This window comes from Bradyrhizobium guangdongense (assembly GCF_006483445.1).
In the GTDB taxonomy this organism is placed as follows: Bacteria; Pseudomonadota; Alphaproteobacteria; order Rhizobiales; family Xanthobacteraceae; genus Bradyrhizobium; species Bradyrhizobium guangdongense_A.
Genome location: NZ_PPPT01000211.1, coordinates 1 through 19,970, shown reverse-complemented (window position 1 = coordinate 19,970; position 19,970 = coordinate 1). Strand labels below are relative to the sequence as shown.

The 19,970-nt window shown below is 63.7% G+C and carries 18 protein-coding genes; 10 read left to right on the top strand and 8 right to left on the bottom strand.

Annotated elements, in window-relative coordinates; translation table 11 throughout:
* Positions 1–16: 16 nt before the first annotated feature.
* Positions 17–2,407, bottom strand: coding sequence for a hypothetical protein (locus C2U70_RS27965; RefSeq protein ID WP_140981855.1), 2,391 nt, complete (start codon positions 2,405–2,407; stop codon positions 17–19).
* Positions 2,408–2,567: 160 nt separating this feature from the next.
* Positions 2,568–4,724, bottom strand: coding sequence for a catalase/peroxidase HPI (gene katG / locus C2U70_RS27960; RefSeq protein ID WP_140981854.1), 2,157 nt, complete (start codon positions 4,722–4,724; stop codon positions 2,568–2,570).
* 114 nt (positions 4,725–4,838) lie between these two features.
* Here katG and C2U70_RS27955 point away from each other — a divergent pair, with 114 nt between their 5' ends.
* From C2U70_RS27955 to C2U70_RS27930, 6 genes are all read left to right on the top strand, one after another.
* The gene (locus C2U70_RS27955; RefSeq protein WP_140981853.1) at positions 4,839–5,777 is read left to right on the top strand and encodes a LysR substrate-binding domain-containing protein; all 939 of its coding nucleotides are present in this window, start codon (positions 4,839–4,841) and stop codon (positions 5,775–5,777) included.
* A 12-nt stretch (positions 5,778–5,789) separates the two neighbouring features.
* A complete protein-coding gene (locus C2U70_RS27950; protein ID WP_140981852.1) occupies positions 5,790–6,245 on the top strand; it encodes a GNAT family N-acetyltransferase in 456 nt (151 codons plus the stop codon).
* A gap of 73 nt (positions 6,246–6,318) precedes the next feature.
* Complete coding sequence (locus tag C2U70_RS27945; protein ID WP_140981851.1) at positions 6,319–7,164, top strand: hypothetical protein; 846 nt, start codon at positions 6,319–6,321, stop codon at positions 7,162–7,164.
* Positions 7,165–7,204: 40 nt separating this feature from the next.
* On the top strand, positions 7,205–8,056 hold the full coding sequence (locus C2U70_RS27940) for a hypothetical protein (protein WP_246666884.1): 852 nt from the start codon (positions 7,205–7,207) through the stop codon (positions 8,054–8,056).
* Positions 8,057–8,176: 120 nt separating this feature from the next.
* On the top strand, positions 8,177–8,773 hold the full coding sequence (locus C2U70_RS27935; protein WP_140981850.1) for a glutathione S-transferase family protein: 597 nt from the start codon (positions 8,177–8,179) through the stop codon (positions 8,771–8,773).
* A 108-nt stretch (positions 8,774–8,881) separates the two neighbouring features.
* A complete protein-coding gene (locus tag C2U70_RS27930) occupies positions 8,882–9,565 on the top strand; it encodes a nitroreductase (RefSeq protein WP_140981849.1) in 684 nt (227 codons plus the stop codon).
* A 144-nt stretch (positions 9,566–9,709) separates the two neighbouring features.
* On the opposite strand, the gene fabI is transcribed toward C2U70_RS27930, so the two are convergent.
* From fabI to fabA, 3 genes are all read right to left on the bottom strand, one after another.
* The gene (gene fabI, locus C2U70_RS27925; protein ID WP_140981848.1) at positions 9,710–10,507 is read right to left on the bottom strand and encodes an enoyl-ACP reductase FabI; all 798 of its coding nucleotides are present in this window, start codon (positions 10,505–10,507) and stop codon (positions 9,710–9,712) included.
* A gap of 133 nt (positions 10,508–10,640) precedes the next feature.
* Positions 10,641–11,864 carry a beta-ketoacyl-ACP synthase I gene (gene fabB / locus C2U70_RS27920; RefSeq protein WP_140981847.1) on the bottom strand — a complete coding sequence of 408 codons (1,224 nt, stop codon included), beginning with the start codon at positions 11,862–11,864 and terminating at the stop codon, positions 10,641–10,643.
* 45 nt (positions 11,865–11,909) lie between these two features.
* Positions 11,910–12,431 (bottom strand): bifunctional 3-hydroxydecanoyl-ACP dehydratase/trans-2-decenoyl-ACP isomerase, encoded by a 522-nt coding sequence (gene fabA, locus C2U70_RS27915; protein WP_140981846.1) that lies wholly within the window; start codon positions 12,429–12,431, stop codon positions 11,910–11,912.
* Between the two features lie 379 nt (positions 12,432–12,810).
* Between fabA and irrA the strand changes: the two genes are divergently transcribed.
* A complete protein-coding gene (gene irrA / locus C2U70_RS27910) occupies positions 12,811–13,302 on the top strand; it encodes an iron response transcriptional regulator IrrA (protein WP_140981845.1) in 492 nt (163 codons plus the stop codon).
* 178 nt (positions 13,303–13,480) lie between these two features.
* Here the strand turns inward: irrA and C2U70_RS27905 are convergent, their stop codons facing one another.
* A complete protein-coding gene (locus C2U70_RS27905; protein WP_140981844.1) occupies positions 13,481–14,008 on the bottom strand; it encodes an SH3 domain-containing protein in 528 nt (175 codons plus the stop codon).
* 332 nt (positions 14,009–14,340) lie between these two features.
* Here C2U70_RS27905 and C2U70_RS27900 point away from each other — a divergent pair, with 332 nt between their 5' ends.
* The gene (locus C2U70_RS27900) at positions 14,341–15,342 is read left to right on the top strand and encodes a 2-hydroxyacid dehydrogenase (RefSeq protein ID WP_140981843.1); all 1,002 of its coding nucleotides are present in this window, start codon (positions 14,341–14,343) and stop codon (positions 15,340–15,342) included.
* 104 nt (positions 15,343–15,446) lie between these two features.
* On the opposite strand, the gene C2U70_RS27895 is transcribed toward C2U70_RS27900, so the two are convergent.
* The gene (locus C2U70_RS27895) at positions 15,447–16,250 is read right to left on the bottom strand and encodes a HesA/MoeB/ThiF family protein (RefSeq protein WP_140981842.1); all 804 of its coding nucleotides are present in this window, start codon (positions 16,248–16,250) and stop codon (positions 15,447–15,449) included.
* A 91-nt stretch (positions 16,251–16,341) separates the two neighbouring features.
* Between C2U70_RS27895 and C2U70_RS27890 the strand changes: the two genes are divergently transcribed.
* Together C2U70_RS27890 and C2U70_RS27885 are read left to right on the top strand one after the other, a co-directional pair.
* The gene (locus tag C2U70_RS27890; RefSeq protein WP_186294518.1) at positions 16,342–17,691 is read left to right on the top strand and encodes a serine protease; all 1,350 of its coding nucleotides are present in this window, start codon (positions 16,342–16,344) and stop codon (positions 17,689–17,691) included.
* A 1-nt stretch (position 17,692) separates the two neighbouring features.
* Entirely contained in the window at positions 17,693–18,205 is a 513-nt protein-coding gene (locus C2U70_RS27885; protein ID WP_140981841.1) for a hypothetical protein, read from the top strand.
* An 8-nt stretch (positions 18,206–18,213) separates the two neighbouring features.
* Here the strand turns inward: C2U70_RS27885 and ggt are convergent, their stop codons facing one another.
* Positions 18,214–19,893 carry a gamma-glutamyltransferase gene (gene ggt, locus C2U70_RS27880; RefSeq protein ID WP_140981840.1) on the bottom strand — a complete coding sequence of 560 codons (1,680 nt, stop codon included), beginning with the start codon at positions 19,891–19,893 and terminating at the stop codon, positions 18,214–18,216.
* Between the last annotated feature and the right edge of the window lie 77 nt (positions 19,894–19,970).

The following is a 19,970-nucleotide window of genomic DNA, read 5'->3' as shown; positions in this document are numbered from 1 at the left end:
GTTTTTCAGCAGACTGCTAATCCTTCTTGAGAATCACCGGAGGTGCGAAATCCGGCAGCCTCTCCGCGGGATTCCTCGGAATCTCGGCCGCGACCGGCGGCTTTGGCGGCGTCGGAATCCTTGTCGGTTCGTCCATGACGAGTTGATTGACCGCGCAAATGAAGGATGAGAGGCGGTAACCGCTGTGCTCGGCGATCACGTCGTCATACGCCCGCATGTTCCAGAAGGGATCGTTGGCGCGCGTAACGGGCTGGATGCCCGCCATGTCGAAGCCGTGGGTGATGCGGGTCGACAGCGATTTGGCGGCGGGATTTTCGTCCCCGGCCGCCGGCGCAAGGTCCTCGCTGTCCCAGGTCGTGCCGTGGGGCGGATGTTGACGTCGCGCCCGGCTCAGCCAGAAATCGCTGATCGGACATTCGAACAGTTTGCTCGTCGCGAGCGTCGAATAGGACATCGACCGTCGGGGATCTCCGATTCCGCGGATTTCATGCGTGGTCCCGAATGGTTTTGATGGAAGCAGATAGTCATCGAGCGTGCCGGCCGCGTGGCGCGGCACATCAAGATTGCCGATGGTCCTGGTTTCCTCCATGTCCGATTCCTGGAACGGCGCGTCGCGCAAATAAGCCGCGATATTGATCAGGAGCCGTGGCCACCAGGAGGTGACCGCGGGGTCCCGGTCGCATGAGAGCCGCGGCACCTTCTGGTTGGCAAGAAGGCGTCCATAGCGGTCGAGGCGGTCGGCCATTGGCCGGAAGTCGAACTTGAAGAACGGAAACAGGTCGTGGGTAGCCGTATCGTAGACCACGCCGCCGTTCTGGGATTTCTTGTCGACGTCGGCGATCGCGGCATGCAGTCGCGTCTCTTTCCGGAGAAGCTCGGCGGCGCCCTTCATCGCCGGCGGATTGTCCCTTAGCTTCTGGTTGTAGTTGAAGGCGACGGCGCAGTCCTCCGTGCGGATGCCGCCCGGCGGCCATGCAAAGGCCGACGTGACGGCGACGACGACCGGGCGCTGATAGTCGGGAAAGAAATTGTGCCCGTAGTCCTCGTTCAACTTGGCATCTCCCTCGCGGTAGATCACGCGCTGCCAGATCGCGCGCTGGATCGAGGTCCATTTGCGGGCCTCGGAGGCCGGGTTGATCAGGACGACGAGGTTTCCCAGCAGAGGGTCAAAGTAGTTCTGCGGATTTACGCGCGATGCGGCAGCCCTTCCCGTCGCGGGCGTTCCGCCCTGCTGGCGTGCCTCGGCGTTTCGTTGCGCCTGCCATTCCACGTGCTTGACGGCGTCGTGCTCGAGCGCCGTCGCCAGCAGGTTTCCCCCGAGGCTGTGGCCGATCACCAGGAGACGATTGGAGTTGCGAAGCTTGTCGTAGTAGGGGATCGCGCGCCCCTCCTCGACAGTGTCGAACGTGCTTTCGATCGATCGGACCGCGGTCAGCACATGCGGCGCGATCGCCTCGCTTACCGGCTTGCGATCGAACAAGGTCAGTGCCGCAAATAGCGAGGCTACACCATTGCCCCAACCCTCGAGCAGATCGCGCCAGCACTTTCGGGTGGCAGATGGAGTGGCAGGTTCGACAGGCTTGTCTCTCCGGCAGCTCTTTGTTCCAGCATCGAGCCAGCTCCCGAGCGCGACGAAGGGTTCGACCACGCGCCGCTCGTCGATCCTGGCTCCGCGCCAGCCAACGAAGACGGCCGTGACCACCCGGTCGCATTGCGCGCGCTCGCCCGCCTGACAGCGCTCTTTCAGGAATCGCGCCGCATGACCGGCATATCGGCGCAGCGCAGCGACGTTGTCGTCACCCACGCGGGCGTCGTGGCGCCAGCCATGCACGAACACGATCACGTAGTTTCGGCCGGGCGTTTCCCTTAACAGATTCGTGAGCGCCCGCAGTTGCGTGATCGCTTCGCGCTTTTCACTGTCGACGAACCGGATCCGGCTCGACAGCTCATCGAGAGGGTAAGGCAGTCCGATATCCTTGATCAGCTCATAGGGAGTGCCATCCTCCCTGAATTCCACGAATGCCAGATTGTAGAACAGCGCCTCGCCATCGGACGCCCCGGGGATTACGTGCCGCTGCAACGCGCAGGAGAATTTTTTGTCCCATCCGCCGGACAGGAATTTCGCGATCGCCGCCATCTCGTCATTGTCCACGGCCGCACCGGTCATACTGGCGCGATCGGCCAGCACATCCCACGCGCGATCGGATGAGAAGCCGCAGACGTCGGAGACCGGATCGATGTTTCGATAGGCTACGTCGCGGGGCGTCGTTGGCACGATCAGGATGAGGAAGACGAGGCCGATGACGGCAAGGCTGATCAGCCAGACGAATGGCCTCAGGAGGAACGTGATGAGGCGGACGAGAAGCCAGGGAATTACTACGATTACGGCCCGGACCCTGCTCCACATGGCTCACCCCGCAAAAGCGCCGCTCGTGAACGACCTATGATTGCATCCGATAGAGTTGCTCGCAAGACCGGGATTTGCCGCAGACGTCGTCCGCGCCGGATCAAATAAAAAGGGCGGCCTCGCGGCCGCCCTTCTTTGTTTGGGTCGCGTTCGTCGCCGATCAGGCGAGGTCGTAGCGGTCGAGGTTCATCACCTTGGTCCAGGCTTTTGCAAAGTCCTTGACGAACTTCTCCTTGGCATCCGACGAGGCATAGACCTCGGCGAAGGCGCGGAGCTGCGAGTGCGAGCCGAAGATCAGGTCGGCGCGCGTCGCGGTCCACTTCACCGCGTTGGTCTTGCGGTCGCGGCCTTCGTAGGCGTTGTCGCCGGCCGGCGTCCAGGCCGTCGCCATGTCGAGCAGGTTGACGAAGTAGTCGTTGGAGAGCGTTCCCACCTTCGACGTGAAGACGCCGGCCTTCGAACCACCAGCATTGGCACCGAGCACGCGCAGACCGCCGACGAGAACGGTCATCTCCGGCCCGGTAAGCCGCAGCAATTGCGCGCGGTCCACCAGAGCCTCTTCGACCTGCATGAACTGCTGCTTCTTGGCGACATAGTTGCGGAAGCCGTCGGCGCGCGGCTCCAGCGGCGCGAAGGAGGCGACATCCGTCTGCTCCTGCGACGCGTCCATGCGACCCGGCGTGAAGCCAACCTTCACGTCGACGCCGGCATCCTTCGCGGCCTTCTCGACCGCGGCGGTGCCGCCGAGGACGATCAGGTCGGCGATCGAAACCTTCTTGCCGCCGGACTGGTAGTCCTTCTGGATGGCTTCGAGCTTGCCGAGCACCTTCGACAACTGGGCCGGCTGGTTCACCTCCCAGTCCTTCTGCGGAGCCAGACGAATGCGCGCGCCGTTGGCGCCGCCGCGCTTGTCGGAGCCGCGGAAGGTCGAGGCCGAGGCCCAGGCCGCGGAGACCAGCTCGGAGACCGAGAGGCCCGACGCCAGGATTTTTGCCTTCAGCGACGCGATATCGGCATCGCTGGCGACCTCATGATTGAGGGCCGGAATCGGATCCTGCCAGATCAGCGTCTCCTTCGGCACCAGCGGGCCGAGATAGCGCTGGATCGGGCCCATGTCGCGATGGGTGAGCTTGAACCAGGCGCGGGCAAACGCGTCCGCGAACTGATCGGGATGCTCCAGGAAGCGACGCGAGATCTTCTCATAGGCGGGATCCATGCGCAGCGAGAGGTCGGTCGTCAGCATCGTCGGGCGATGCTTCTTCGACTTGTCGAACGCGTCCGGAATGATGGCGTCGGCGCCCTTGGCGGTCCACTGCTGCGCACCGCCCGGGCTCTTCGTCAGCTCCCATTCGTACTTGAACAGGTTCTCGAAGAAATTGTTGCTCCACTTCGTCGGCGTCGTGGTCCAGGTGACCTCGAGACCGCTGGTGATGGAATCGCCGGCGAGGCCCGACGCATGCGCGCTCTTCCAGCCGAGGCCTTGATCCTCGAGCGCGCCGGCTTCCGGCTCCGGTCCAACCAGCGACGGATCGCCGGCGCCATGCGTCTTGCCAAACGTGTGGCCGCCGGCGATCAGCGCGACGGTCTCTTCGTCGTTCATCGCCATGCGGAAGAAGGTCTCGCGGATGTCCTTGGCCGCAGCGACCGGATCGGCCTTGCCGTTCGGGCCTTCCGGGTTGACGTAGATGAGGCCCATCTGCACGGCGCCGAGCGGCTCCGCGAGCTGGCGCTCGCCGCTGTAGCGCTCGTCACCGAGCCAGGTGCCTTCGGGGCCCCAATACAGCTCTTCCGGCTCCCACACGTCGGCGCGGCCACCGGCGAAACCAAAGGTCTTGAAGCCCATCGATTCCAGCGCGACATTGCCGGCCAGCACCATCAGATCGGCCCAGGACAGCTTGCGGCCGTATTTCTGCTTGATCGGCCAGAGCAGGCGGCGCGCCTTGTCGAGATTGGCGTTGTCGGGCCAGCTATTGAGCGGCGCAAACCGCTGCTGACCGGCGCCGGCGCCACCGCGGCCGTCGGTGGTGCGGTAGGTGCCCGCGCTGTGCCAGGCCATGCGGATCATGAGGCCGCCATAGTGACCGAAGTCGGCCGGCCACCACTCCTGTGAATCCGTCATCAGGGCGGTGAGGTCCTTGACCACAGCGTTCAGGTCGAGGGTCTTGAACTCCTTGGCGTAGTCAAAGTCTTTGTCCATCGGATCGGACAGGCCGGAATTCTTGTGCAGCCCCTCGATATTGAGCGTGGTCGGCCACCACTCGCGGTTCGATGGCGCGGGTTTTCCGCCCGAAAACGGGCACTTCGTCTTGTCGTCCATGAATACCTCCTCTGGTGGCGTGAGTAATCCGCCCTGCACCAGGTCAAATCACTCTAAGCACGCCCTCCTATCAGGTAAAGTTGACTTTAGTGATCGCTGCGATAGGTTTTTCTGATGATAAACCTCACGCTGCGCCAGCTCCGGTATTTCGATGCGCTGGCGCGTCACGGCCATTTCGGCCGCGCGGCGGAAGCCTGCTCGATCTCGCAGCCGGCGATGTCGATGCAGATCAAGGAAATGGAAGAAACCCTGGGCGGCCTGCTGCTGGAGCGCAGCGCGCGGCAGGTGACCTTGACGCGGTTCGGCGAAGAACTCGCGCAACGCGTCCGCGACATCTTGCGCTCGGTCGACGAGCTCGGAGATTTCGCCCGCGCCTCGCGCGACCGCTTCACCGGACGCCTGCGCATCGGCATGATCCCGACGATCGCGCCTTATCTCCTGCCGGAGATCACCAAGACGCTCACGCGCCTGCATCCCGAGCTCGACATCCGCGTGCGCGAGACGCTGACGCCGCGACTGATCCAGGAACTCGCCGAAGGCCGGCTCGACACGGCGATCCTCGCACTGCCGGTGTCCGAGCCGTCGCTGACCGAGGTGGCCCTGTTCGAGGAAACTTTTCTGCTGGTGCGGCCGGGCAAGGACGAGGGCGCTCCAGTGCCGAGCCGTGAGATGTTGCGCGAAATGCGCCTGCTGCTGCTCGAGGAGGGACATTGTTTTCGCGAGCAGGCGCTGTCGTTCTGCAAGATGCAATCGGCTCCACCGCGGGAAATGCTCGACGCGAACTCGCTGTCCACGCTGGTGCAGATGGTCAGCGCCGGCATCGGCGTCACCCTGATTCCGGAGATGGCCGTCGCAGTGGAGACGCGCTCCGCATCGGTGTCGGTCGCGCGCTTCGAGGCGCCGCAGCCTTCGCGCACCATCGGCATGGTCTGGCGCAAGACCAGCCCGCTGGCACGGCAGCTCACGCAGATCTCGGAGGTGGTGTGTCTTGCCGCCGGCAAGGTCCGTGCGCGCAACGCGGCCGGATCGTCATCGCGCCGGTCACGGGTTTGATCGGGAGTCGTCATGTCGCCTCCGTTGATCCGGCTCGCACGCCCCGACGAATATGACGAGGTCGGCCGCGTCTGGATGGAGAGCTGGGTCTCGACCGGGCTAGCGGAGGCCAGCAATTTCCTGCTCGCCAATCTGCGTGCACGCGTGCGGCGCGAGATCGATGATGGCTGGACGCTTTTCGTGGCCGATGACAACGGCGCGATCGCGGCGATGCTGGCGCTGCATCTGCCAAATCACTATCTCGACCAGCTCTTCGTCGCGCCCGCCTGGCAGGGCCGCTCGCTCGGCCGGCAATTGCTGGCATTCACGCGCACGCAACTGCCCGACGAAATCTATCTGCGCTGCGTGCGCGAGAACGAAAAGGCCTGGCGCTGGTACGAGCGCGAAGGTTTTGTGTTCGAGAAGGAGGAGATCGCGGAAGCGACCGGCTTCATGATGAAGTGCTACCGGTGGAAGAGGCCTGCATAAATCCTCCGCTTGCGGACGCCGCCTGCACGCTCTAGTTTGCAGCTCCCGCCTCATCAACCTTCACTTCCGAGCCATGCTGCGTAATTTTGCCGTCACCGTCGTCCTCGCGTCATGTCTTGCGACGGCGGGTTGGGCCCAGTCGCCCTCACCTTCCTCCGCTCCACCTGCCACGACGTCGGCGCCTGCCAAGCCCGCTCCGAAGAAGCCGGCGCAAAAGGCCGCCAAGCCGGCGACGAGCAAGCCGCAAGCGGTCGAAAGCGGCCCTTGCAGACTCGGCGTGATCTCGGTGATCGGCGAGCGCTATTCCGTCCAGAAGTTCGGAGTCACGATCTTCGAGAACGAAGCGACCGAGGTCCCCATCGACTGGGGCCTCGACGATCTCGTGTTCGCGCGGGTGCGTGCGGCGGCGGGCGGCGACGCCGGTGTCCGCAGGATTGGTTATCCCAAGGGGGCTTTCGCGCCATTCTACAATCCGAAATCGCTCTTCATTCCCGATCCCAGCGAGCGCCTGCCAACAATCGTCAAAAGCATCACACCGGATGCGAATTGCGAACGCTACCTCGTCGCAACCACTTACAAAGGGGAGTTGCCAGGATCCAAAATGGTGCTGAACGGCATCGGTGCCTACAATCAGGGCGTCGGATCGATCCTCCGTCATTCGCATTTGTTCGCCAACATCTCGATCACCCTGATCGACGGCCAAACCTATGAGCAGATCAAGCGCCCGTTCGTGAACTTCGGCATGAACCTGGCCGCAAGCATGCGATTGACCGAGGATCCGCTCAACAAGCTCGACAATTCGCAGTTCCCCGACCCGCCTGAGGCTGCCTCGGGCAGCGCGGTTTTGCGGGAAAAGACGCGGGCGCTCGTCACCGACAGGCTCGACCGCGGGCTGCCCGGCTATCTCAAGGAAGAGTGAGAGCTTGCGCTTTCGCACACCGATCATGCTTCGATCTGCCGTGACCGTCGCGCTCGCATTTTCGCTTGCTGCGCCTGGATGGGCCCTGTCACCTCCAGGAGAAACCGTTCCCGCATTGCCGCCGCCCGCCAAGACTACGGCAAGGAAGCCTTCGACCCCAAGCAGCCCGGCCGGCAAACCGGCGTCCGTCGGGAGCGCGCCGTGCTGGCTTGGCGTGGTGGTCACCACCGGCGATGAGTTCATGGTGAAGTCGATTGGCCTGACCGTCTTCCAGAGCAAGGAGACTGCCGTTCCGATTACGAGTTGGGGGCTCAACGATCTCATATTTGCGCGGGTCCGCGCCGCAGCGCCGGCCGGTGCGACCGTGCTCAGGATTCCCTACAACCCGGCGAGGCTTCCTCAACACGACGCGCCCAGGGACGGACTTCTTCGCGACCTCAAGGCAGAAGTGGCGGAGCGCATGCGTGAAGCCACCATGGGCACGAATTGCCAGCGCTACATTCAGATCGGCAATTCGATCAGCCGATTCGGCTCGACCAATTATACGGTTGGCGGCTTCGGCATCGTCGATCAGAATGTGCTGCTTGGACATCGCGTCTTCCTTTACGCGGCGACTTATGTCCGCGTCTTTGATGGGCGAGACTTCTCGATCATCCGACACGGCTCTGCGGTGACCAATTTCACGCCGTTCGCGCTGCAGTCGCTCGTGGGCCACCCGATGATGGGCCCTTATCGCGACCTGCCTGCAGAATCGTTCCCAATTCGCCCCGAAGATGCCGCGGGCGATCTGGCGCTGCGCGACGGCGTTCGCGCGATGCTGACGGAAAGTCTCGACAAGACGCTTCCGTACATGCTCGGGCGTCGACCGGCGCGCGAGAGCGACGCGAAATAGCGTTGACCAAGATGTCGTTCGTGGTGCGCTCCGCTTGCCTAGGCGTAGTGCGTTGCGGTTGCGCCGCAAACGCGCGATGAATCGCGCCTCGCTCGTTCCGCCGATGAAAGGTTCCGCGCCATGATCAAGCTCTACTGGTCGCCCCGCTCGCGTTCGTTCTCGACGATCTGGCTGATGGAGGAAACGGGACTGCCCTATGAGCGGGTGCTGACGGATATCTCGACCGGCGCGCAGAAGGCGCCGGATTTTCTCAAGATCAATCCGATGGGCAAGGTGCCGGCGCTTTCCGACGGCGACGCTGCGCTCGGTGAGGCAGCGGCGATCTGCGCCTATATCGCCGACCGCTATCCGGAGACCAAGCTTGCGCCTGATGTGACCGATCCTCTCCGCGCCCGCTATCTGCAATGGCTGTTCTTCTCGCCGAGCTGCATCGAGCCCGCCATCATCCAGATTTTCACCAAGATCGAGGTGCCGACCTCGACCGCGGCCTGGGGCAGCGCCACACAGGTGTTCGACGTGCTCGATGCCGCGCTCGCCAAGGGGCCGTGGATACTGGGCGAAAAATTCTCCGCCGCCGATATCACCATCGGCGCGGGGCTGAACTTTGCCGTGCGGCTGTTCAAGATGGTGCCGTCGCGCCCGAATTTCGACGCCTATATCGCACGCTGCATGGCGCGGCCGGCATTCCAGCGCGCGGAAAAAATCGCGGCGGGTTGAGGCATGGTCTGATCCGGCCGAACGTCATCGCTCGCTGAAACCCTATGGACATGATCAGGACGGTGAGGGAGAACGCTGCCTCATGCCCATTTCAGGAAAACGCGAAAAATGAAATTTGACGATGTCATTCTCGGCCGGCGCAGTATTCGCGGTTACAAGCCCGATCCCGTCCCGCCGGAATTGATCAAGGAAATCCTGGCGCTGGCGATGCGCGCGCCATCGTCGATGAATACCCAGCCCTGGAATTTCTACGTCATCACCGGCGAACCGCTGGATCGCATCCGTCAGGGCAATACCGAGCGCAATCTGGCAGGCGTGCCGCACTCGCGCGAGTTTCGAACCGGCCAGCCGTTCGAGGGCGTGCATCGCGAACGCCAGATCGGCGTTGCCAAGCAATTGTTCGGCGCCATGGGAATTGCGCGCGATGACAAGCAGCAGCGGCAAGACTGGGTCCTGCGCGGTTTTCGCCAGTTCGACGCACCCGTGTGCGTGATCATCACATACGATCGGGTGCTCGCGTCCAGTGACGATACCGCCTTCGACTGTGGCGCCGTGGCGACCGCGCTCGTCAACGCGGCCTGGTCGCGGGGACTTGGTGCCGTGATCAACAGCCAGGGGATCATGCAATCCCCCGTGGTGCGCGAGCATGCCGGGATCGCTGATGATCAGGTGATCATGAAAAGTATCGCACTGGGCTGGCCGGATCACAGCTTTCCCGCCAATGCCGTCATATCCGAGCGCAAGTCGGTCGATGAAGCGACGACTTTCGTGGGGTTCGCGGGAGGGGCTTAGCAGATCGTGTAGGGTGGGCACAGCCAACGGGTCGCGCGACGCGCGCCGATGGCGTGTCCACCACTTCTGTCGGATGTCTTGAAGATGGTGGGCACGGCGCGCAAAGGGCGCGCCTTTGCCCACCCTACGAAGCGACGAAACGCCCTACTCGGCCTTCAGATTGTCCGGCTTCGGCATCAGCACGATATTGTAGCCGGAATCGACGTAGTGGATCTCGCCGGTTACGCCGCCGGACAGATCGGACAACAGATACAGCGCCGAGCCGCCGAGCTCATCGAGCGTGACGCCGCGGCCGAGCGGCGAGTGCTTTTGCTGGAAGGCGAACATCGCACGTGCCTCGCCGATGCCGGAGCCGGCGAGCGTGCGCACCGGGCCCGCCGAGATCGCGTTGACGCGGATGCCCTTGGGGCCGAAATCGGTGGCGAGATAGCGCACCGATGCTTCCAGCGCCGCTTTCGCGACACCCATGACATTGTAATTCGGCATCGAGCGCATCGAGGCGCCGTAGGTCAGCGTGATCATGGCGCCGCCTGATGGCATCATCTCGGCCGCGCGCTTTGCGACTTCCGTGAAGGAGAAGCAGGAGATCACCATGGTGCGCGAAAAGTTTTCGCGGCTGGTGTCGGCGTAGCGGCCCTTCAGCTCGTTCTTGTCGGCAAAGCCGATCGCATGGATCACGAAGTCGAGCTGGCCCCATTTCTTGCGGAGCGCCTCGAAGGTGGCATCGACACTGGCGATGTCCTCGACGTCGCAGGGCAGCACCAGATCGACACCGAGCTCGGCCGCCAACGGCTTGACCCGCTTGCCTTGCGCCTCGCCCTGGAAGGTGAAGGCAAGCTCGGCGCCATGCGCATGCAGCGTCTTCGCCATGCCCCAGGCAATCGAATGATCATTGGCGATGCCCATGATCAGACCGCGCTTGCCCTTCATCAAACCTTGCATCGTGGTTCCTGTTATTCCGAGGTCATCGCCCGACTTGGTCGGGCGATCCAGTATTGCAGAGACGGTGACGAATACGGAGAGGCCGCGGCGTACTGGATGCCCCGGTCAAGCCGGGGCATGACAAAATCCGGGATCACGCATCCAGCCGGCTGAACACCAGCGTGGCGTTGGTGCCGCCGAAGCCGAAGGAGTTCGACAGCACGGTGCCGATCTTGACGTTGTCGATGCGCTTGCGCACGATCGGCATGTCGGCGAACACGGGGTCGAGCTCCTGGATGTGCGCGCTCTCGCAGATGAAGCCGTTGTTCATCATCAGAAGCGAATAGATCGCCTCCTGCACGCCGGTCGCGCCCAGCGAATGGCCCGTGAGCGCCTTGGTCGCGGAGATCGGCGGGCACTTCTCGCCGGTGCCGAACACTTTTCGCAGCGCCTCGATTTCGGGCGGATCGCCGGCGGGCGTCGAGGTGGCGTGCGGATTGATGTAGTCGACCTTGGTCTTCACGGTCGACAGCGCCATGCGCATGCAGCGCTCGGCACCCTCGCCCGACGGCGCGACCATGTCGTAGCCGTCCGAGGTCGCGCCATAGCCGACGATCTCGCCGTAGATGCGCGCGCCGCGCGCCTTGGCATGCTCGAGCTCTTCCAGCACCAGCACGCCGGCGCCGCCGGCAATGACGAAACCGTCGCGGTTGAGGTCGTAGGGGCGCGAGGCGGTCGAGGGCGTATCGTTGTATTTCGAGGACATCGCGCCCATGGCGTCGAACAGCACCGACAGCGACCAGTCGAGCTCTTCGCAACCGCCGGCGAAGATGACGTCCTGCTTGCCGATCTGGATGGTCTCGTAGGCATTGCCGACGCAATGGTTCGACGTCGCACAGGCCGAGGAGATCGAATAGTTGACGCCCTTGATCTTGAACCAGGTCGCGAGCGTCGCGGATGCCGTGGACGACATCGCCTTCGGCACCGCGAACGGGCCGACGCGCTTCGGTCCCTTGGTGCGGGTGATGTCTGCGGATTCCACAATGGTGCGCGCAGACGGTCCGCCCGAACCCATGATGATGCCGGTACGAACGTTGGAGACGTCCTCGGGCGACAGACCGGAGTCCTGGATCGCCTGCTCCATCGCGATGTGATTCCACGCGGCGCCCTGGCCGAGGAAGCGCATCGCGCGCCGGTCGACCACCGTCGCGGGATCGATCGACGGTGCACCCTGAACCTGCGACCGGAAGCCGAGCTCGGCATATTTCTCTGCCCGCGAGATGCCTGACTTCGCCTCGTGGAGGCTCGCAAGCACTTCCTGGGTGTTGTTTCCGATCGACGAGACGATGCCCATCCCGGTGACCACAACCCGCCTCATGACCGCCTCGCCTTAATCGTTGTCTCTATGTAATGCGCTTTCGCGTTAGCCCAGCGACGTGCCCTGCTTGAACAGGCCGACCTTCAGGTCCTTCGCGCGATAGATAATAGCGTCGTCGACCGAAAGCCACCCATCGGCGACACCCAGTACCAGCTTTGAGCGCATTACGCGCTTCATGTCGCAATGGTACACAACCTTGCGGGCCTCCGGCAGCACCTGGCCGCTGAACTTCAGCTCGCTCAACCCCAGCGCGCGGCCGCGACCCTCGCCACCGACCCAGCCAAGGTAGAATCCAACCATCTGCCACAGGGCGTCCAGGCCGAGGCAGCCGGGCATCACGGGGTCGTTCTTGAAATGACAGCCGAAGAACCAGAGGTCGGGCTTCACGTCGAGCTCGGCGTGCACGACACCCTTGCCGAACTCACCGCCGGTCTCGGAGATTTCCGTGATGCGGTCGAACATCAGCATCGGCGGCAGCGGCAGTTGGGCGTTGCCGGGGCCGAACATCTCGCCGCGAGCGCAAGCCAGCAAGTCCTCGTATTCGTAACCGTTACGCCGGTTGAGCATCAGAAGCCTCTATTCAATCCCGATCGGGCTTATTTTGGCGGAATTGGCCCCGCTTGGTAAGGGATCGCGCGCCACTCGTCGCTATCCGGCGCCAAGGATCAGGTGCCAAGCCGGCCCTGGAGGGCCTGATTGCGCCAAAATCGGTTAAGCGGGACCGCGCGCTCTCTAACACAGGCCTTCCTTCGGTCAAAGCCTTGGGGGTGAAAGCCCTGGGTCAAAGCGCCCGCACAGGGTTAAAAGACCGCATCAGGCCCTGGGGTTCCTCCAGCGGCCTCCGCAACTTAGAACCACTCTAGTTGCGAGAAACTTGCATCTGCATCTATCTCTTCATATATTGCAAGACGATAGTATCTGACCACGCGTGCCCGAACAGTTGGAAATGAGCGAGAACAACGCGCCCCATAACGACGAAACCGCCCTTTCCGCGGCCCTCCACCCGGGACGCCAGCCGGCATTGACCGGTTGCCCATGGCACGACGTCAACGAAATGCTTCAGGCTGCGGGCTTGCGTCCGACGCGCCAGAGGATGGCGCTTGGCTGGCTGCTGTTCGGCAAGGGCGCCCGCCACCTCACGGCTGAAATGCTGTACGAGGAGGCCACCCTGGCCAAGGTTCCGGTGTCGCTCGCCACCGTCTACAACACGCTCAACCAGCTCACCGACGCAGGTCTTTTGCGCCAGGTCAGCGTCGACGGCACCAAGACCTATTTCGACACCAACGTCACCACGCATCACCACTATTATCTCGAGAACAGCCACGAGCTGGTCGATATCCCCGACCCGCACCTGGCGCTGTCGAAGATGCCCGACGTGCCCGACGGCTACGAGATCGCGCGCATCGACATGGTCGTGCGCCTGCGCAAGAAGCGGTGAAGTTTTGAGGCTCCCTATTTGTCGTCATGGCCGGGCTTGTCCCGGCCATCCACGTTTTTGCGCTAGGTGAAGAAGTTCGTGGATGCCCGGGACATAGGCGAGCGGAAGCGACGCCGTCCTTCGGACGGCTACGCCCGGGCATGACGCTGTGGCAAAAGCGTGCGCTATCTCAAGTAGGTCAATTCACCTGTTCGTCGGCGTAGACGCCCCAGAGGCGTTCCTGCTGAATCCAGCCGTCGAAGCCGGTGCCCATGACGCGGCACCATCCCGTCACGCATTTCTTGACCTGCGCGACGACGCCGGCCTGCAGCCGCGCGGCGACCGCGCTGTCCAGGTCGGCGCGATCGTAGATCGGCGCGAGATCGTCCTTGTGCTTCATGGTGACGACGGCGGTGCGGCGGCCTGACAGCAGCGAGTGATAGACCCAGCCTTCGGCGCCTTCGGAATCACGCACCCGGCGCCAGTTCTCGAACTCTGCGGTGATTTCGACCGGCAGGCCGGAGCGGGTGTAGACCCAGGCCACGTCATTGTCCTTGGTCGGACCGGCGCGGACGTTGACGTGATCGGACTTGAGGCTGACGTAGCGCGGCACCGGCAAGCCCGAGGTGGTCTGTACGTTGTCCTTGGCCGAATGACTGGTGCTGACCGAAGCGCCCAGACAGACACAGACGAGCGCAACCACCGAACTCAAACGCCCCAACGCCATCACAACCCGTCTCCTGACGGAAACCCGGTGCTGAGCGAGCCGGATCCCCCCACTTAAACTTCCAAACCCCGCCACATATCCCCTCAACCCGCCCCACGCGGGTGTTCCCCGGCTCCGCCGTGGTTCTTGCCGTGGTTCTTGTCTTGGCCCGGCCTTCTGCTAGAGAGGACGGACGCTCAAGAACCCGATTTTCCGGCCGGAAATCTCGGGAGAGCTTGAAGGAAACGCCGGGGACGACGCGGCAAGGGCAGTGTCGAACAACCGGGTTAATGAGACCTGAACGGTCGGCCTTTCATCACGGAGGCGGGATCGTTCGCTCATGAGAGCAGGACATGTCGGTTAAGAAAAAGCCCCTCGTCGTCGTCACCCGCAAGCTGCCGGACCAGATCGAGACGCGCATGCGCGAATTGTTCGACGCCCGGATCAATCTCGACGACGCGCCGCTGTCGGGCGAGCAGCTCGCGGAAGCCGCGCGCACCGCCGACGTGCTGGTTCCGACCGTGACCGACCACATCACCGCCGACATCATCAACCAGCCCGACTGCAAGCTCCGCCTGATCGCGAACTTTGGCAACGGCGTCGACAATATCGATGTCGAGGCGGCGCATGCCAAAGGCATCACCGTCACCAACACGCCAAAAGTCCTCACCGAAGACACCGCCGACATGACGATGGCGCTGATCCTGGCGGTGCCGCGGCGGCTGATCGAGGGTGCCTCGATCCTGACCGAAGGAAAACCCTGGGCGGGCTGGTCGCCGACCTGGATGCTCGGCCACCGCATCGGCGGAAAGCGCCTCGGCATCATCGGCATGGGCCGCATCGGCCAGGCGGTGGCGCGCCGCGCCCGCGCCTTCGGCCTGCAGATCCACTATCACAACCGCCGCCCGGTGGCCCCGAAGATCGCCGAGGAACTCGGCGCGACCTATTGGGAAAGCCTCGACCAGATGCTGGCGCGGATGGACATCATCTCGGTCAACTGCCCGCACACGCCGGCAACCTATCACCTGCTCTCGGCGCGGCGGCTGAAACTGATCCGGAAAGAGGCCTACATCGTCAACACCGCGCGCGGCGAGGTGACCGACGAGGACACGCTGATCAAGCTGATCGAAGCCGGCGAGATCGGCGGCGCCGGCCTCGACGTCTACGAGCACGAACCCGCGGTCAATCCAAAGCTGGTCCGGCTCGCCAAGGCCGGCAAGGTCACGTTGCTGCCGCATATGGGCTCGGCCACGATCGAAGGCCGTGTCGAGATGGGCGAGAAGGTGATCATCAACATCAGAACCTTCCTCGACGCCCACAAGCCGCCGGATCGCGTGCTGCCGAGCATGCTGTAGAGGCGGCAGTCTTGTAGCCCGGATGAGCGCAGCGATATCCGGGAAATGTTGATGCGCGGATAAAGCAGCCCCGGATGTCGCTACGCTCATCCGGGCTACGCTTGCTACTCGCGATGAATGCTTAGATCGTCGAACACCGGCCCATCGCCGTTGAGCGGATTGGCCGGATCGCGCGCGTAGCGCAGGGTCTCAAAACGCATCGCGCGCGCATCCAGCATCAGCAGACGGCCGACCAAGCCATCGCCAAAGCCGACGATCTCGCGGATGGCTTCCAGCGCCATCATCGAGCCCAGGACACCCGCGAGCGCACCCATGACGCCGGCCTCGGAGCAGGCCGGCACCGTGCCGGGCGGCGGCGCTTCCGGGAACAGGCAGCGATAGGTCGGATTGAACGCGCCGTCCTCGTTTGTCTCGTGCGCGCGGATGGTGGTGAGCGAGCCGTCGAAGGTGCCGAGCGCCGCGGTGATCAGCGGCCGCTTGGCAAAGAAGCAGGCGTCGGAGACGAGGTAGCGCGTCGAGAAATTATCGGAGCCGTCGAGCACGAGGTCGTAGTCGCCGATCAGCTCCAGCGCATTGTCGGCATTGAGCCAGGTGGCGTGGCCGACGAAGCGGACATGTGGATTGAGCGCTGCGATCCGTTCGGCGGCGCTTTCCACCTTGTGCCGGCCGATATCCGGCGTCGTATGGATGACCTGACGCTGGAGATTGGAGAGCGACACCACGTCGTCATCGACCACCCCTAACGTGCCGATGCCGGCGGCGGCCAGATACATCAGGGCGGGCGCGCCGAGGCCGCCGGCGCCGATCACCAGCACGGAGGCCCGTTTCAGCGCCGCCTGGCCGGGGCCGCCGACGTCGCGCAGCACGATATGCCGGGCATAGCGTTCGAGTTCGTCCGCGCTAAGCACTTAAGGCTACTCCTGAACCAGGGCGAGATTGTTCGCGACCAACGAGATGTGCTTTGATGGCACCACGTTCAATGGTCTATTTGGATTTGTCATGAGATCGATGCTCGCGGCAACATTGATGTTCGTGACGGCGACCGGCGCGCACGCCCAGATGTCGCCGCCCTCGACCGCCGGCAGCAAGCCCAAGACGGTCCAGACCGTCCCGATCCGCCCCGCAGTGCAAACGCCATCCCAGACCGCCGACGCGATGGCGCAGGCGGAGCGGCTGGCGCTGCAATCCGACCTCGCCTGGGTCGGGCAATACAACGGCGCGATCACCGGCGACGTCAGCGAGCGCATGGTCAACGCGATCAAGGAGTATCAGAAGGCCAAGGGCGGCAAGCCGACCGGCGTGCTCAATCCGCAGGAGCGCGCCGTGCTCGCCGAGACCGCGCGGAAGAAGCAGGAGAGCGTCGGCTGGAAGATCCAGAGTGAGCCGACCAGCGGCGCACGGCTCGGCATCCCCGGTAAGCTGGTGCCGCAGATGTCGAGCGACGCCAACGGCTCGAAATGGACGTCACCGACCGGAACCATCCAGGTGATTTTGAGCCGGCGCAAGGAGGCCAATCCGACCACCGCGAAGATCGCCGAGGTGGAGAAGAAAGAGGCCGGGCGAAAGGTGGACTACACCGTCGTCAAGCCGGACTTCTTCGTGATCTCGGGCCTGCAGGGCCTCAAGAAGTTTTACATGCGTGGCACCTTCAAAGGCGACGAAGTCCGCATCATGACGATCCTCTACGACCAGGCCACCGAGAACACGGTCGAGCCGGTCGTGATCGCGATGTCGAGTGCGTTTGCCGCGTTTCCAGCGGGGCCGCAGGCCGGCCCGCCGCCGCGCAAGACGGTCGAATACGGCACTGGCGTCGTCGTCACCGATGACGGCGTGATCGTTGCCGACCGCGCCGTGACGGATGGCTGCCTCGCGATCACGATTGCCGGCTTTGGCAGCGCCGACCGCATCGCCGAGGACAAGGAGCGCGATCTTGCGCTGCTGCACATCTATGGCGCACGCGGCCTGAAACCGCTCAGCCTCGCAAGCGGGACTACGAAGACGAGCGTCGATATCGTCGGCATCGCCGATCCTCAAAACCAGGGTGGCGCGGCCAATGTGTCGAGCGTGAAGGGCGCAGTGGCAGCGATCAATGGCGGCGATGCCGCGCTGTCGCCGGCGCCGGCGGTTGGATTTTCCGGCAGCGCCGCGATCGACGACGCGGGAAAATTCGCGGGCATTGCACTGTTGAAGCCCGTGATCGTCGCCGGTCCAGCCGCACCGACGGCGCAGGCGGTGATGGTCTCGGCCGATACGGTGCGCGATTTCCTGAAGGCCAACAAAATCACGGCGAACGGCAGCGCGACGGATGCGAAAGCCGCAGTCGTGCGCGTGATCTGTGTGCGCAAGTGACATGAAACGTACTCTCGCCTTTTGTTCGACGGCTGCCATCGGGACGCTGATCGCTGTTGCCGCATCGGCACAATCGCCCGCGCTTCCGACGCCGAAGGTCGAGGAAGTCATGGTCAAGGTCGCGCTGCTGACGCTCAACGACGCCAACCTCACCGGCAACTACAATGTGCTCTATGCCAAGATGGCAAAACCGTTTCGTGAACGTTTTTCGGCCGACACGCTGAAGCAGGCATTCAAGAGCTTTGCCGGACGCCATATCGATACGATCGCCGGCATGCCGACCATCCCGACCGAAGATCCGGCGATCGACAGCGACGGCAGCTTGCTGCTGCGCGGCTATTTCGACACCACGCCGTCGCGGCTGAGCTATGAGCTCGACTACGCCATGTCCGAAGGCGAATGGAAGCTGATCACGATCGACGTCAAGGTGCGGGCGACCTCAAGCAGCGCCAGCGCAACCGATCTGGTCGCGCGTGCGACCGCCGATGTCACCAGGATGCAAGGGCGCAAATAGCAGGCGGATCAGCCCAGCCTGAACCGGATCCCGGCGCGTGCAAGCCCGCCCGAAATCCCGATCGGTGTGCCGTCGGCGCGCCAGCAAGCGGCGCCGGTCATGGTGCCATCTTCCTCGAAAGCGATCGCGTTCATGCCGCCGGCGACGGTCGGCATCACCGCGACCTTGTGGCCCATGGCGGCGAGCTTTGCGCGCACGCTGTCCGGCACCGCACGCTCGACTTCCAGTTCATTGCCTTCGGTCCAGACCCGCGGCGCCTCGACCGCCTCCTGCACGCTCATGCCATGGTCGATCAGGTTGATCAGCGCCTGCATGGCGCTCGGGAAGATACGTTTGCCTCCGGGCAGGCCGAGCGCGAATTTCAACTTGCCGTCGCGCAACGCGATCATCGGCGACATCGAGGTCGTGACGCGCTTGCCCGGCGCCAGCGACAGCGCGTGGCCGGGACGCGGATCGAACAGGTTCATGTAGTTGTTCGGGACCGTGCCGAGGCCAGGGATCAAAATCTTCGCGCCGAAGAGATTGTTGATGGTCTGGGTGGTCGCGACCACGTTGCCTGCGGCGTCAGCAGCCGTCATGTGCGTGGTGTGCGCGCCTTCGATCTGGGTCACGCCCGCGCTCCAGGCTTGCGCCTTCGCGGGGTCGATGGCGCGGCGACGCTCCTCGGCGTAGGCCTTTGACGTCAACCGCTCGACGGGAACGCCGACATAATCAGGATCGCCGCTCGCAGCCGCGCGATCGGAGAACGCGATCTTCAGGACTTCGGCGAGATAGTGAATCGTCTCGGCCGTGCCGAAGCCGAGGCTCGCGATGTCATAACCTTCGAGAATGTTGAGCATCTGCGTGATATGCACGCCGGACGCCGCCGGTGGCGGCGGACCCAATATGGTCCAGCCGCGATAATCGGCGCGGATCGGCTGGCGCTCGACCGTCTTGTAGTTGGTGAGATCGGTGCGCCGGATAAAGCCGCCTGACCTCTCCATGTAATCGACGAGGATGTCGCCGAGCGGCCCTTCATAGAGGGCCTTCTCGCCATGCCGAGCGATATAGGCGAGCGTCTCCGCGTATTCGGCCTGCACCACGCGCTCGCCGACCTTCAGAGGCGTGTCATCGGGCAGATAGATCGCCGCAATCGGCTTGTCCTTGCGCATCTCGGCCGCGCTCTCGGTGATGCATTCGTGCAAGTAAGGCGTGGTCGCATAGCCGCGCGCGGCGTGCTTGATCGCGGGCTGCATGACATCGGCCAGCGACATGGTGCCAAACCGCCGCAGCGTTTCGCACCACGCCTTCAGCGAGCCGGGAACGGCGACCGCCTTTGGTCCGGTGAGATTCTCGTCGCCGACGGTGTCGAACACGTCATGCCGCGAGCCGGGCTTGGAGGTATAGGTATCGTCGCGCACGGCCGATGGCACCGTGCTCTGGCCGTCGATGAAACGGTGGCTGCCGTCGGCGAGGCGGATATGCGCCATGCCGCCGCCGATGATGCCGACCATCATCGGTTCGACCACGGTCAGGGTGAACAGCGTTGCGATCGCGGCGTCGATGGCGTTGCCGCCGGCGGCCAGCATCTCGGCGCCGGCGCTGGAGGCGAGCGGATGATTGCTCACAACCATGCCGCGACTGGAGACCGCCGGCATCTTCTGGCATGCGAAGGTTGTCGCCGCGCGATCGCGCCAGTTGCCGCTCATGGTCAAACCCCTTTTTGTTCGCGATAACAAGCACATCATACGTACGACTACTGGACCCGTAGTCGTACGTATGATGT

Bases quoted from the DNA above. Each gene is read 5' to 3' on its own strand.
- katG (WP_140981854.1), bottom strand. From the start codon at position 4,724: ATGGACGACAAGACGAAGTGCCCGTTTTCGGGCGGAAAACCCGCGCCA.
- fabB (WP_140981847.1), bottom strand. From the start codon at position 11,864: ATGAGGCGGGTTGTGGTCACCGGGATGGGCATCGTCTCGTCGATCGGA.
- C2U70_RS27900 (WP_140981843.1), top strand. From the start codon at position 14,341: ATGTCGGTTAAGAAAAAGCCCCTCGTCGTCGTCACCCGCAAGCTGCCG.
- C2U70_RS27935 (WP_140981850.1), top strand. From the start codon at position 8,177: ATGATCAAGCTCTACTGGTCGCCCCGCTCGCGTTCGTTCTCGACGATC.
- C2U70_RS27890 (WP_186294518.1), top strand. From the start codon at position 16,342: ATGAGATCGATGCTCGCGGCAACATTGATGTTCGTGACGGCGACCGGC.
- C2U70_RS27905 (WP_140981844.1), bottom strand. From the start codon at position 14,008: ATGGCGTTGGGGCGTTTGAGTTCGGTGGTTGCGCTCGTCTGTGTCTGT.
- C2U70_RS27950 (WP_140981852.1), top strand. From the start codon at position 5,790: ATGTCGCCTCCGTTGATCCGGCTCGCACGCCCCGACGAATATGACGAG.
- C2U70_RS27885 (WP_140981841.1), top strand. From the start codon at position 17,693: ATGAAACGTACTCTCGCCTTTTGTTCGACGGCTGCCATCGGGACGCTG.
- C2U70_RS27955 (WP_140981853.1), top strand. From the start codon at position 4,839: ATGATAAACCTCACGCTGCGCCAGCTCCGGTATTTCGATGCGCTGGCG.
- C2U70_RS27930 (WP_140981849.1), top strand. From the start codon at position 8,882: ATGAAATTTGACGATGTCATTCTCGGCCGGCGCAGTATTCGCGGTTAC.
- C2U70_RS27945 (WP_140981851.1), top strand. From the start codon at position 6,319: ATGCTGCGTAATTTTGCCGTCACCGTCGTCCTCGCGTCATGTCTTGCG.
- C2U70_RS27965 (WP_140981855.1), bottom strand. From the start codon at position 2,407: ATGTGGAGCAGGGTCCGGGCCGTAATCGTAGTAATTCCCTGGCTTCTC.
- fabA (WP_140981846.1), bottom strand. From the start codon at position 12,431: ATGCTCAACCGGCGTAACGGTTACGAATACGAGGACTTGCTGGCTTGC.
- fabI (WP_140981848.1), bottom strand. From the start codon at position 10,507: ATGCAAGGTTTGATGAAGGGCAAGCGCGGTCTGATCATGGGCATCGCC.
- ggt (WP_140981840.1), bottom strand. From the start codon at position 19,893: ATGAGCGGCAACTGGCGCGATCGCGCGGCGACAACCTTCGCATGCCAG.
- irrA (WP_140981845.1), top strand. From the start codon at position 12,811: ATGAGCGAGAACAACGCGCCCCATAACGACGAAACCGCCCTTTCCGCG.